Origin of the sequence: Azospirillum sp. ST 5-10, from assembly GCF_051225715.1 — a bacterium.
Classification (GTDB): Bacteria; Pseudomonadota; Alphaproteobacteria; order Azospirillales; family Azospirillaceae; genus Azospirillum.
In genome coordinates, this window is sequence record NZ_JBPJSP010000003.1 from 283434 (window position 1) to 296293 (window position 12860).

Genomic DNA, 12860 nt, shown 5'->3' on the forward strand with positions numbered 1-12860 from the left:
CTCACGTCACGCGCCGCTTCTCCAGCTTGCGCGCCAGGGTGCGCCGGTGCATGCCGAGGCGGCGCGCCGTCTCGGAGATGTTGAAGTTGGTGTCCACCAGCGTCTCGTGGATGCGCTCCCACTCCAGGGTCTTGAGCGAGGTCGGCCGCCCGGCCACGGCGATGGAGGCGTCGCCCTCGGTGCGCTCGAACGCGGTCTCGATGTCGTCGGTGTTGGCGGGCTTGGGCAGATAGTGGCAGGCGCCGAGCTTGATGGCCTCGACGGCGGTGGCGATGCTGGCGAAGCCGGTCAGCACGACGATCTTCATGTCCGGGTCCTGGTCGTGCAGGAGCTTGACGCATTCCAGGCCGGAGCCGCCGGCGAGCTTCAGGTCGACGACGGCGTAGCCCGGGCGGACGGTCTCCAGCAGCGCGCGCAGGTCGTCCGCCCCCTGGCACCAATGCACCTCGTAGCCGCGGCGCTTGAAGGAGCGCCCCAGCGCCTTGGCGAAGGAGGCGTCGTCCTCGACGATCAGCAGCGGGCGCCTAGCCTCCATCGCCGCCTCCCGGGGTGAGGGCCGCCAGCGGCAGGGTCAGGGTCACCGCGGCGCCGCCCGCGTCGCGGTTGGCGGCGGCGACCGTGCCGCCCAGCGTGCGCACGACGTTGACCACCAGGAACAGGCCGAGGCCGCTGCCCGGCCGCGCCTTGGTCGAGCGGTAGGGCTTGCCGAACTCGGCCAGCATGGCGTCGGCGAAGCCGGGGCCGGCGTCCTCCACCGTCACCACCAGCCGGTCGTCGCGCCGCTCGGCGGCGATGCCGACCCAGTCCGGCGAGGCCTCCAGCGCGTTGTCGAGCACGTTGACGATGACCTGCCGGAGGGCGAGGTCGGAGACGATCGGCGTGTCCGGCCCGACGCGGTTGGCGTAGTCGAACCGGGCCGGCGACCGGCCGGCGCGCCATTCCGCCACCACCTCGTCGAGGAAGGCGCCCGCCGTCGTGCGCACCGTTCCCTCGCCGCGGGCCGCGCCGGCCGACATCAGGACGCCGGAGACGATCGCCTTGCAGCGGTCGATCTGGCTCTGCATCTCCTCGATCTCCTCGGCCAGGTCGGGGTCGGCCCGCAGCGCCGGCATGCGCCGCCAGTCGCCGAGGATGACCGACAGGGTGGCGAGCGGCGTCCCCAGCTCGTGGGCGGCGCCCGACGCCAGGAGGCCCATGCGGACGATGTGGTTCTCCTCCACCGAGCGCTGGCGCAGGTCGGCCAGGCGGGCGTCGCGGGCGCGCAGGTTGCCGTTGATCCGGGTGATGAAGGGGACCAGCAGGGTCGCCGTCAGGACGAAGCAGACGAACATCCCCTGCACGTGCAGGGTCAGCAGGTCGTGCTCGTGGCCCGGCGGCAGCGCCAGCGGGCGGTAGGAGCCGGTGAGCCAGGTGAAGCACAGCGCCGCCACGAAGACCAGCGCCCAGGTCGCCCACACGTCGAGCAGCACGGCGCCGAGCGTGACCTGGAGCAGGTAGAGCGAGACGAAGGGGTTGGAGGCGCCGCCGCTGAGATAGAGCTGGGCGGTCAGGGCGGCCACGTCCATCAGCAGCTCCAGGAAGAGCTGGCCGCGGGGGACCGCCGTCGCCCGCCGCAGCTGCACCAGGCTGACGAGATTCAGGCCTACCAGGAACAGGATGACCGCTCCCATCGCCGGCAGCGGCAACGCGATGTCGAACTGGAAATGGACGATCAGTATCGTCAGTACCTGCCCGAGGACGGCGAGCCAACGGAGCTGGACGAGCAGGTGGAGATTCTTCTTGTCGGTGGTGTCGTCGACCGAGATCGTCATGCCGTTCGCCGGGATCTTCCGTCCGTTTCCGCAGTGATATAGGCGGGGGAGGGCGGGTTGGCAGCCCTGACCGCGCGGGCGCGGGTCAGCCCTGCCGGCGCCGGCGGTCGCCGCGCAGGGCGGCGGCGACACCGACGGCCGGCAGCAGGGCGAGGGCGAACCAGGTCAGCGCGTAGACCAGATGATGGTCCGAGAAGGCGACGACGGTCAGCCCGCCGGCCGGCAGGCCACCGGGGTTGGCCGTGGCGTCGGCGTCGATGAAGTAGGGGGCGACCTCGCCCAGCCCGCGCGCCGCGGCGATCGCCGCCACGTCGCGGGAGTACCAGCGGCCGGCGGCGGGATCGTTGGCGCGCAGGAAGCCGCCGCCCGGCTCGCTCACGCGCAGGAGGCCGGTGACCGTGGTCTCGCCGGCGATCTGGCCGGCCGCCCGGCTCGCCGGATCGCGCCGCTCCGGCGGCACGAAGCCGCGGTTGACCAGCACCGTGAAACCCCGGTCCGTGCGGAACGGGGTGAGCACCCAGAAGCCGCCGCCGAGGTCGGTGACCGCCCGCACCAGGGTCTCGTCCTCGTGCCGGAAGCGCCCGGCCGTCCGCACCCGGCGGTACTCGTCGCGCGCCGCGTCGACGGCGGGCCAGGCGGCCGGCCCGGGCGCCGGGACGGGGGCGGCGCCGACCCGCTCCTCGACCCGGGCGATCAGGTCGTGCTTCCACGCCCGCCGCTGCAGCTGCCAGACGCCGAGCGCACCGAAGCCGGCGGCGGCGGCCAGCGCCAGCAGGCCCCACAGGACCAGCGTGCGCAGCGGCCGGCCGGCGCCGGGTCCGCGGCCGTCGACGGCCACCGCCGTCACGGCCCCGGGCTGGCGACGGGGGGCGCCATCATGCCGGGCATCATGTTGGTGTTGAGGTGGTGCATCACCCACAGCGAGCCGGCCAGGGTGATGACGACGAGGATCAGGGTGAAGATCAGCGCCAGCATCGTCCAGCCGCCCTCGGAGCGGCTGTTCATGTGCAGGAAATAGACCATGTGGACGATGATCTGCACCGCCCCCAACCCGAGGATGGCGACCGCCGTCCGGGCCGGGTCGAGCGCCCCGCTCATCACCAGCCAGAAGGGGATCGCCGTCAGCACCACCGACAGGCCGAAGCCGGTGAGATAGCTGCCCAGCGTGCCGTGGGCGTGCCCGTCGCCGTGGCCGTCGGCGCCGGCGTGCGCGTGGGAGGTCATCGCAGCATTCCCATGAGATAGACGAAGGTGAAGACGCCGATCCAGACGACGTCGAGGAAGTGCCAGAACATGCTGAGGCACATCAGCCGCCGCCGGTTGGCCTCGATCAGGCCGCGGCGGGCCACCTGCACCATCAGGGTGCCCAGCCACACCAGGCCGAAGGTCACGTGCAGGCCGTGGGTGCCGACCAGGGTGAAGAAGGACGACAGGAAGGCGCTGCGCTGGGGCGTCGCCCCCTCGTGGACGAGGTGGGCGAACTCGTACAGCTCGATGCCGAGGAAGGCCAGGCCGAACAGTGCGGTGACGGCGAGCCAGGCCTGCGTCGGCGCCACCCGCCCGCGCTCCATCGCCAGCATGGCGAAGCCGTAGGTGATGGAGGAGAACAGCAGCATGGCGGTGTTCAGCGCCACCAGGGGCAGGTCGAACAGCTCCCGCGGGGTCGGGCCGCCGGCGTAGCTGGCGCCGAGCACCCCGTAGGTGGCGAACAGGACCGCGAAGATGAGGCAGTCGCTCATCAGGTAGATCCAGAACCCGAGCAGGGTGCTCGCCCCTTCGGGATGGGCGTGCTCGTCCACCTCGTAGAAGACGGGCACCTCGTAGAAGACGGGGCCGTCCGCCGCCCGCGCGGCCGCCGGGGCCCGTGCGGCCGTGGCGGCCGCGGCGTTCATGGTCGTCGTCATGGTCTTACACCTGTCCGGAGAGCAGGAGGGTCCGCTCGTTCTCGGTCCGCACCACCTCGTCGGCGGGGATGTGGACGTCGCGGTGGTAGTTGAAGGTGTGGCCGATCGCGGTGGCCAGCAGGCCGACGAAGCTCGCCGCGGCCAGCCACCAGATGTGCCAGATCAGCGCGAAGCCCAGCACGACGCTCAGCCCCGCCAGCACCACGCCGGCCCCGGTGTTGCTGGGCATGTGGATGGCCCGGAAGCCGCCGAGCGGCCGCGTGTAGCCGCGCGCCTTCATGTCCCACCACGCGTCGTTGTCGTGGACCACCGGCGTGAAGGCGAAGTTGTAGGCCGGCGGCGGCGACGAGGTCGCCCATTCCAGGGTGCGGCCGTCCCACGGGTCGCCCGTCGTCTCGCGCAGCGCCGCGCGGTCGCGCACGCTGACGTAGATCTGCACGAGGAAGGCGGCGATGCCCAGCAGGATCAGGACGGCGCCCGCCGCGGCGACGACGAACCACACCTGCAGCGACGGGTCGTCGAACACCCGCAGCCGGCGGGTCACGCCCATCAGCCCCAGCACGTAGAGCGGCATGAAGGCGACGTAGAAGCCGACCACCCAGAACCAGAAGGACAGCTTGCCCCAGAACGGGTCGAGGCGGAAGCCGAAGGCCTTGGGGAACCAGTAGCTGATGCCGGCGAACAGGCCGAACAGCACGCCGCCGATGATGACGTTGTGGAAGTGGGCGATCAGGAACAGGCTGTTGTGCAGGACGAAGTCGGCCGGCGGCACCGCCAGCAGCACGCCCGTCATGCCGCCGATGACGAAGGTCAGCATGAAGGCGACCGTCCACATCATCGGCAGCTCGAAGCGGATGCGGCCGCGGTACATGGTGAACAGCCAGTTGAAGATCTTCGCCCCGGTCGGGATCGAGATGATCATCGTCGTGATCCCGAAGAACGAGTTCACGCTGGCGCCCGAGCCCATGGTGAAGAAGTGGTGCAGCCACACCAGGTAGGACAGGATGGTGATCACCACCGTGGCGTAGACCATCGAGGTGTAGCCGAACAGGCGCTTGCCGGAGAAGGTCGAGGTCACCTCCGAGAAGATGCCGAAGGCCGGCAGGATCAGGATGTAGACCTCGGGGTGGCCCCAGATCCAGATCAGGTTCACGTACATCATCGGGTTGCCCCCGAGTTCGTTCGTGAAGAAGTTGGTCCCGACGTAGCGGTCGAGGGAGAGCAGCGCCAGCACCGCCGTCAGCACCGGGAAGGCGGCGACGATCAGCACGTTGGTGCACAGCGACGTCCAGGTGAAGACCGGCATCTTCATCATGGTCATGCCGGGGGCGCGCATCTTGACGATGGTGCACACCAGGTTGATGCCCGACAGCAGGGTGCCGACGCCGGCGATCTGCAGGGCCCAGACGTAGTAGTCGACGCCGACGTCGGGGCTGCCGAGGATGCCCGACAGCGGCGGGTAGGCGAGCCAGCCGGTGCGCGCGAACTCGCCGACGAACAGCGACATCATGACCAGCACGGCGCCGCCGGCGGTCATCCAGAAGCTGAAGTTGTTGAGGAAGGGGAAGGAGACGTCGCGCGCGCCGATCTGCAGCGGCACGACGTAGTTCATCAGCCCGGTGACCAGCGGCATCGCCACGAAGAAGATCATGATCACGCCGTGGGCGGTGAAGATCTGGTCGTAGTGATGGGCGTTGAGGTAGCCCTCGCTGCCGCCGAACGCCATGGCCTGCTGCAGGCGCATCATGATGGCGTCGGCGAAGCCGCGCAGCAGCATGACGAGCCCCAGCACCATGTACATGATGCCGATGCGCTTGTGGTCGACGGTGGTGAACCACTCGCGCCAGAGATAGCCCCACAGGCGGAAATAGGTCAGCGCCCCGACCAGCGCGGCGCCGCCCAGCGCCACGGCGACGAAGGTCGCGACGACGATGGGCTCGTGGAGGGGGAGGGACTCCAGGCTCAGGCGCCCGAAGACCAGCGAGGAGGGGGAGGACATATCAAGCATGCCGGTTTGCCGGATCAGGAGTTGGACGGCCGGGGGCCGGCCGGAAGGGCCGTCGGCGCGCCGGTCGGCGTGAAGGCGGGGTGGGCGTGGGGCGCCGGCTCGGCGGCGCGCGCCGGCGCCGGCTCGTGCCCGGCCCCGTGCCCGGCCTCATGGTGGGTGCCGCCGCCGTGCATGGCGTCGGCGCAGGGCTTGGCCGGGTCGACGCACATGGCGACGACGGCCTTGAAGAGGTCGGGGTCGACGCTGGCGTAGTGGCGCACCGGATCGTTCTCGCTGGGCCGCTCGAGCTGCCGGTAGGTGGCGCGGTCGAGCGCGCCGCCGTCCGCCTTGACGGAGGCGACCCAGCGGTCGAAGCCGGCGTCGTCGAGGCCGTGGAAGTCGAAGCGCATGTGCGAGAAGCCGGCGCCGCTGTAGTTGGCGGAGAAGCCCTTGTAGGTGCCGGGCGCGTTGATGACGGCGTGCAGCTTGGTCTCCATGCCGGCCATGGCGTAGATCTGGCCGGCCAGCGCCGGGACGTAGAAGGAGTTCATCATCGTCGACGCGGTGATGCTGAAGCGGAGCGGCCGGTCGACCGGCGCCGCCATCTCGTTGACCGAGGCGATGCCGTACTCGGGGTAGATGAACAGCCACTTCCAGTCGAGCGCCACCACCTGCACGTCGAGCGCGCGGGTGCCGGCGGGCACCGGGCGGTCGGCGGCGATGCGGTCGATCGGCCGGTAGGGGTCGAGGAGGTGGGTCGCCATCCACGTCAGCGCGCCGAGGCAGATGATGATGAGCAGGGGTGCCGCCCAGATGACCAGCTCGAGCTGCGTCGAATGGTCCCAGTCCGGCTCGTAGCGGGCCGTGGTATTGGACTTCCGGTAGCGCCATGCGAACAGCACGGTGAGCGCCATGACCGGCACGATGATGAGCAGCATCAGCAGGGTGGAGATGACCACGAGGTCGGCCTGCTGGCTCGCCACATCGCCGGAGGGGTTCAGGACGACGAGGTTGCAGCCACTCAGCGCCGCCATCAGGGGCAGCACGGCAAGGACGCGATAACGGCTCAAGGCAGGACCTGTCAGCGGGGGATTGCTTTGCGCCAAGAGCTAGTCACCGCACCGCGGCGAGGACATTGGACAATTTGTCCAATGCCGCCGGCGGCGTGTGCGCGACACATGTGGGGCGGCCGGCGCGGCTGCCCGCGGCGTCGGCGCTCGCTCGACACGGAAACTGCCCAACCGGTGCGGAGATCATGGGGCTATCGACTGCGGCGGCCGAACGCGACGCGAGGCTGGTGAACGCTCGCCATCACGGGGTCAACCCGGGCGAGATCGCCATCGGCGTCATCATCGGCCGGACTTCCGAATTCTTCGACTTCTTCGTCTACGCCATCGCTTCGGTGATCGTCTTCCCGAAGCTGGTGTTCCCCTACGCCGACCCGCTGACCGGGACCCTGTGGTCCTTCGCCATCTTCGCCCTGGCCTTCGTGGCGCGGCCGATCGGCAGCGTGCTCTTCATGGCGATCGACCGCGCCCACGGGCGCGGCGCCAAGCTGACCATCGCCCTGTTCCTCCTGGGGACGTCGACGGTGGCGCTGGCCTTCCTGCCGGGGCACGAGCGGATCGGCGCCACCTCGGCCTGGCTGCTGGCGCTGTTCCGCATCGGCCAGGGGCTGGCGCTGGGCGGCACCTGGGACGGGCTGGCCTCGCTGCTGGCGCTCAACGCGCCCGAGCACCGGCGCGGCTGGTACGCGATGATCCCGCAGCTCGGCGCCCCTATCGGCCTGATCATGGCGAGCGGCCTGTTCGCCTACTTCGCCGGCAACCTGCCGGCGGAGGACTTCTTCGGCTGGGGCTGGCGCTATCCGTTCTTCGTGGCCTTCGCCATCAACGTCGTCGCCCTGTTCGCCCGGCTGCGCATCGTCGTGACGCCGGAGTTCACCCGGCTGTTCGAGAGCCGCGAGCTGCAGCCGGCGCCGGTGGTCGAGACGCTGCGCGCCGACGGCATGAAGATCGTGGTGGGCGCCTTCGCGCCCCTGGCCAGCTTCGCGCTGTTCCACATGGTGACGGTGTTCCCGCTGTCGTGGATCTTCCTGTTCACCCCGGAGGACCCGGTGTCCTTCCTGGTGATCGAGGCGGTCGCCGCCGTCTTCGGCATCGCCGCGATCGTGGCGTCCGGCCTGATCGCCGACCGCATCGGCCGGCGCACCCTGCTCGCCGGCTCGGCCGCGGCGATCGCCGTGTTCAGCGGCTTCGCGCCCGAGCTGCTCGACGCCGGCCCGGTCGGCGAGGCGGTCTTCATGATCCTCGGCTTCGTGCTGCTGGGCCTGTCCTTCGGCCAGTCGTCGGGCGCCGTCGCCTCCAGCTTCTCGCGGCGCCACCGCTACACCGGCTCGGCCCTGACCTCCGACCTCGCCTGGCTGTTCGGCGCCGGCTTCGCGCCGCTGGTGGCGCTGGTCCTGTCGAGCAACCTGGGGCTGGTCTCGTCGGGCGGCTACCTCCTGTCGGGCGCGCTCGGCACCCTGGTCGCCCTGCTGCTCAACAAGCGGCTGGCGTAGGCATCCCCCTCGGCGGCCGCGGGGGCGCGACGGCAAGGCCCGGGCGGCCGCACCGCCCGGGCGCCGGAACGGCGCGCCTACGCCGCCTGCACGTCGGCGACGAAGGCGTCGATGCTGTCCTTCAGGGCCTGGGTCCGCTCCGCCACCTGCCGCGCCGACTGCAGGACCTGGGCGGACCCCGTGGACGTCGACCGGGCGGCGTCGCGGAGGCCGGGAATGCTGCCGGTCACGTCGGCCGTGTCCTGCGCGGCCTGGCCGGCGCTGCGGCCGATCTCGGCGGTGGCCGCCCCCTGCTGCTCGACGGCGGCGGCCACCATGGCCGCCATCTCGTTCAGGCGGTGGTTCACCGTCGCGATCGACTGGATGGCGGTGACCGCCCCGCCGATCGTCTCCTGCATGGCGCCGACCTGGCCGCGGATCTCGTCGGTCGCCCGGGCGGTCTGGGTGGCGAGCTGCTTGACCTCGGACGCCACCACGGCGAAGCCCTTGCCGGCCTCGCCGGCCCGCGCCGCCTCGATCGTCGCGTTCAGGGCGAGCAGGTTGGTCTGGCTGGCGATGGAGGCGATGAGGTCGACCACCTCGTCGATCCGCTGGCCGGCCTCGGTCAGCACCCGGACCTCGCCCTGTGCCCGCTCGGCCTGGCGCGACGCCTCGTCGGCGCAGTCGCGCGCCTCGTTGATCTGCCGCGACACCTCCCGGACGGTCGAGGTCAGCTCCTCGGTCGCCGAGGCGACCGTCTGCACGTTCGCGGCGGTCCGCTCCACGGCGCCGTCGACGACGGCGACCTGTCCCGACGCGTGCTCGGCCGAGGTGGAGAGGGAATGGGCGGTCTCCTCAAGCGCCGCCGAGGCGGTGCCCATGGCGCGCAGCGCCTCGCCGACCTCGTGGTTGAAGCGGCGGACCACCGCGCCGACCGTCTCGGCGCGGGCCAGCCGGCGCTGCGCGTCGGCCTCCTGCTCGGCCTGGATGCGCCGGCGGTCGAGGGCGCTCTCCTTGAACACCGCCATGGCCCGCGCGATGTCGCCGACCTCGTCCCTGCGGTCGGCGCCGGCGATGTCCACCGACAGGTCGCCGTCGGCGAGACGGCGCAGGCAGGCCACCGTCTGGGCGATCGGGGTGACGATCCCGCGGGCGGACAACGTGCGCCCGATCGCCACGCTGGCGAGGATGCCGAGCAGGGCCACGCCCCCGGTCAGCCACGTCAGCCGGGTTCCCGCGGCCGAGGCCTCAGCGGAGATCCGCGCCGTCTTGTCCATCGTGTACTCGTTGTACCGCTGGACCGCCGCGATCAGCGTCTCCACCAGCTCCTGGCTGCCGGCGACGTTGGTCAGCACCGAGCGCCGGGCGAGGGTGGCGCCGCGGTCGGCGTGCTGCTTGGCCGCTTCGACGGTCTTGTCGACGAACTGGGCGTAGGCGCCGTAGCCCCGCTCGATCTCCTCCAGCATCGCCCGCTGGTCGCCGTCGGCGCTGTCCCGGGCGCGGTCCAGGTGCTCGCGGATCTCCGCCGTGCGGGTGGCGATCACCGCGGCGATGGTCTCCACCTCGGTCGGGTCGGCGCCCAGCTGGTACTCGGCGCGGCTCAGCTCGACCAGATAGCGGTTGAGCCGCGCGCCCTGGGCCGATTCCCGGCCGGCGTGCTCGACCCGCCCCAGCTCGGCCCCGAGCATCGACAGGCCGTAGCCGCCCACCAGGGCGATCAGCACCGACACGGCGCCGAGGATCATGACGATGCCGAGGATCTTCCCGGCGATGCGCACATTCTTCAGTTGCATGGAAGCCTCCGACCGGATTGCCGCGCCCAAGAGCGAGACCGCTTTCGGCCGATCCGGCCGAAAGCGTGAATCCCGCTCCAGACATTCAAATTTCGAGCGGGATCGCTCCAGGCGATTCCACCCGGAGCGATCCCGCGCTAACGCGCGAGGTCGACACGGTGGGCGGCGCCGTCCCCGGCGGATTCGGCCGCCCGGACCGCCCAGGCGGCGATGGCGAGGTCCTGGATCGCCATCCCGGTGGAATCGAACACGGTGATCTCGTCGTCGCCGGTGCGGCCGGCCGCCTTGCCGTCGAGCACGTCGCACAGGGTGCCGCGGATGCGCTCGCGGGTCAGTCCCCGCTTGGCCGCGTGCTGGCACTCGCCGATGGTGGAGGCCTGGGTCCAGTCGTCGACCCAGACCGAGGCGCTCAGCATCAGCTCCGCCTCGAGTTCCTGCTTGCCGGCGGTGTCGGCGCCCATGGCGCAGACGTGCGTGCCCGGGCGCACCCAGGCGGCGCGGACGACCGGCTGCCGCGCCGTCGTCAAGGTGATCAGCGCGTCGGCGCGGCGGGCCGCCTCCTCGACGCCGACGACCTCGATCGCCGCCGCGCCGTCGAACTGGCGGGCGAACGCCAGGGCGCGCTCGCGGTCGCGGTTCGCCACCAGGACGCGGTCGAAGTCGCGCACGAGCAGCGCCGCGTCGACGTGGAAGCGCGCCTGTCCGCCGGTGCCGACGACCGCCAGCACCCGGGCGTCCGGACGGGCCAGTTCGCGGATGCCGATGGCGCAGGCGGCGGCCGTGCGCACGCCGGTCAGGTAGTTGGAGCTGACCAGCGCCGAGGGGCAGCCGGTCTCCGGGTCGGTCAGCACCGTGGTCGACTGATGGTTGGCGAGGCCGCGCCGGCGGTTGCCCGTCCAGTAGCCGCCGATCTTGAGCCCCAGCAGGCCGATGGCGAGATCGGCGCCCGACTTGATGCCGTAGACGTCGGGGCCGGGCAGCAGACGCTCGCGGACCACCGGGTAGTTGCTGGCGCGGTCCTGGGCGACCTCGCGCAGGGCGAGATCCATGGCGTCGATCGCGTCGCGCGGCGACACCAGGCGGCGGGCGGCCGCCTCGTCGATGACGATCATGCGGCGGCACCCGCCAGCGCCAGGACCAGCCGCGACAGCGGCCCGTCGGGCGTCTCCATCAGCGTCATGATGGAGAAATGGTCGTGCCCGGCGATCTCGTGATAGCCGCAGGCCGTCCCCCGCGACCGGCAGAGCGCCGCGAAGTCGCGCGACTGCCCGACCCAGGCCGGCGTCTCGGCGGCGCCGACGACGACCTCCAGCGGGACGGCGGGGTCCGGCGGGTGCCGCATCGGGCTCAGCCCGTCCACCATCTCCGGGCGCAGCCGGATCTCGTCGTTGACGGTGATCCCCAGCACCGGCTCCAGCTCGTAGATGCCGCTGATCAGGACGGCGCCGCGGATCGGCGCCGGCGACGCTCCGGCCTCCGCCGCCAAGGCCATGGCGAGCAGATGGGCGCCGGCGGAATGGCCCGACGCGGTCACCCGCCCGGGGTCCCCGCCCAGCTCCGCCGCGTGCCGCTGCACCCAGCGCAGCCCGCCCCGCGTCCGCGCGACGATGTCCGGCAGCGCGGCGCCGGGACACAGGTCGTAGTTCATGACGACGGTCGTGACGCCGCGCGGCACCAGCGCGTCGGCGACGTAGCTGTAGTCGGCCTTGTCCCGGCCCCGCCAGTAGCCGCCGTGGAGGAACACGTGGACGGGGGAGTCGGCGGCGGCGGCGGGGAACACGTCCAGGGTCGAGAGCCCGGTGTCGCCGTAGGCGATGTCGTAGCGCCCGGCGCGACGCTCCCGGGCGGCGCGGCTCAGCTCGCCGGCGCGCTCGGCGTAGCGCGCGAAGTCGGGCACGGACTCGCGCGGGTTGTACTGCCACTCGTGATCGTCACGGACGACTGACACGACGGGCCTCCATCGTTCTGGGAAAGGGATCAGACCAGTTCCATCAACTGGTTCCACAAGAGGTGGCGCTTGGCCGAGTACTCCGGCGTGTCGCGCAGATCCTCGCCGAGGCTGGCGCGCGGCCGCGGGATGTCGATGGGCACGATCTCGCGGATGCGCCCGGGGCGCGGCGACATGACCACCACCCGGTCGGCCAGGCAGACCGCCTCGTCGACGCTGTGGGTGACGAACAGGATCGTCTTGCCCATGCGCTCGGTCAGCGCGAGCATCTCGTTCTGCAGGATCTCGCGGGTCAGCGCGTCGAGCGCGCCGAACGGCTCGTCCAGCAGCATGATGTCCGGCTCGATCGCCAGCGAGCGCGCGATCCCGACCCGCTGCTGCATGCCGCCCGAGAGCTGGTGCGGGTAGCGGTCGCCGAACCCCGCCAGCCCGACGGTGCCCAGCACCCGTTCGGCGATCTCGCCGTGCCGGCGCGCCGGCACCCCCTTCGCCTCGAGGGCGAAGCCGATGTTCTGGGTGGCGGTGAGCCAGGGGAGCAGGCCGTACTGCTGGAACACGAAGCCGCGGTCGTGGCCCGGCCCGCGCACCGGCGTGCCGTCGATCAGGATCTGCCCGCTGGTCGCCGTCTCCAGGCCCTGGATGATGCGCAGCAACGTGGTCTTGCCGCATCCGCTCGGCCCCACGAAGGCGACGAACTCGCCCTCCTCGACGTCCAGGTCGACGCCGTCGAGCGCCAGCATGGACGGCCCGTCGGACACCGGGAAACGCTTGGTGAGGTCGCGCACGGAGAGCTTTGGCATGGAACGGCATCCACCTGGGCAGGGTCGCAGGGTCTCCGAGCCGGCCGGCGGGCGGGCGGCGTCGGGAAACCCGGCTTG

General features: G+C 71.5%; 12 protein-coding genes. 1 reads left to right on the forward strand and 11 read right to left on the reverse strand.

What is annotated here, in order from left to right; translation table 11 throughout:
- Position 1: 1 nt before the first annotated feature.
- The 7 genes from ACSBPG_RS05630 to cyoA form a co-directional block, all read right to left on the reverse strand.
- Complete coding sequence (locus tag ACSBPG_RS05630) at positions 2–535, reverse strand: response regulator transcription factor (RefSeq protein ID WP_435536142.1); 534 nt, start codon at positions 533–535, stop codon at positions 2–4.
- Positions 525–1811 (reverse strand): ATP-binding protein, encoded by a 1287-nt coding sequence (locus ACSBPG_RS05635; RefSeq protein ID WP_435536143.1) that lies wholly within the window; start codon positions 1809–1811, stop codon positions 525–527. Before ACSBPG_RS05635 ends, ACSBPG_RS05630 begins: the two co-directional genes overlap by 11 nt.
- A gap of 85 nt (positions 1812–1896) precedes the next feature.
- Positions 1897–2649, reverse strand: coding sequence for an SURF1 family protein (locus ACSBPG_RS05640; protein ID WP_435536144.1), 753 nt, complete (start codon positions 2647–2649; stop codon positions 1897–1899).
- Positions 2650–2654: 5 nt separating this feature from the next.
- Positions 2655–3035, reverse strand: a complete 381-nt coding sequence (cyoD, locus tag ACSBPG_RS05645) for a cytochrome o ubiquinol oxidase subunit IV (RefSeq protein WP_435536145.1) — start codon at positions 3033–3035, stop codon at positions 2655–2657.
- Positions 3032–3715, reverse strand: coding sequence for a cytochrome o ubiquinol oxidase subunit III (cyoC, locus tag ACSBPG_RS05650; protein WP_435536146.1), 684 nt, complete (start codon positions 3713–3715; stop codon positions 3032–3034). Before cyoC ends, cyoD begins: the two co-directional genes overlap by 4 nt.
- Before the next feature lie 4 nt (positions 3716–3719).
- Positions 3720–5714: a cytochrome o ubiquinol oxidase subunit I gene (gene cyoB / locus ACSBPG_RS05655; RefSeq protein ID WP_435536147.1), complete on the reverse strand. Its 1995-nt coding sequence runs from the start codon at positions 5712–5714 to the stop codon at positions 3720–3722.
- A 23-nt stretch (positions 5715–5737) separates the two neighbouring features.
- Complete coding sequence (gene cyoA, locus ACSBPG_RS05660) at positions 5738–6772, reverse strand: ubiquinol oxidase subunit II (RefSeq protein WP_435536148.1); 1035 nt, start codon at positions 6770–6772, stop codon at positions 5738–5740.
- Positions 6773–6999: 227 nt separating this feature from the next.
- On the opposite strand from cyoA, the gene ACSBPG_RS05665 reads away from it, so the two are divergent.
- Entirely contained in the window at positions 7000–8262 is a 1263-nt protein-coding gene (locus ACSBPG_RS05665; protein WP_435536149.1) for an MFS transporter, read from the forward strand.
- A gap of 77 nt (positions 8263–8339) precedes the next feature.
- Here ACSBPG_RS05665 and ACSBPG_RS05670 read toward each other — a convergent pair whose 3' ends face one another.
- The 4 genes from ACSBPG_RS05670 to ACSBPG_RS05685 form a co-directional block, all read right to left on the reverse strand.
- Complete coding sequence (locus ACSBPG_RS05670; protein ID WP_435536150.1) at positions 8340–10034, reverse strand: methyl-accepting chemotaxis protein; 1695 nt, start codon at positions 10032–10034, stop codon at positions 8340–8342.
- A 137-nt stretch (positions 10035–10171) separates the two neighbouring features.
- Entirely contained in the window at positions 10172–11146 is a 975-nt protein-coding gene (locus ACSBPG_RS05675) for an ornithine cyclodeaminase family protein (RefSeq protein ID WP_435536151.1), read from the reverse strand.
- Positions 11143–11982: an alpha/beta hydrolase gene (locus ACSBPG_RS05680; RefSeq protein ID WP_435536152.1), complete on the reverse strand. Its 840-nt coding sequence runs from the start codon at positions 11980–11982 to the stop codon at positions 11143–11145. The genes ACSBPG_RS05675 and ACSBPG_RS05680 overlap by 4 nt, the downstream gene beginning before the upstream one ends.
- A 29-nt stretch (positions 11983–12011) precedes the next feature.
- A complete protein-coding gene (locus ACSBPG_RS05685) occupies positions 12012–12782 on the reverse strand; it encodes an ABC transporter ATP-binding protein (RefSeq protein ID WP_435536153.1) in 771 nt (256 codons plus the stop codon).
- Between the last annotated feature and the right edge of the window lie 78 nt (positions 12783–12860).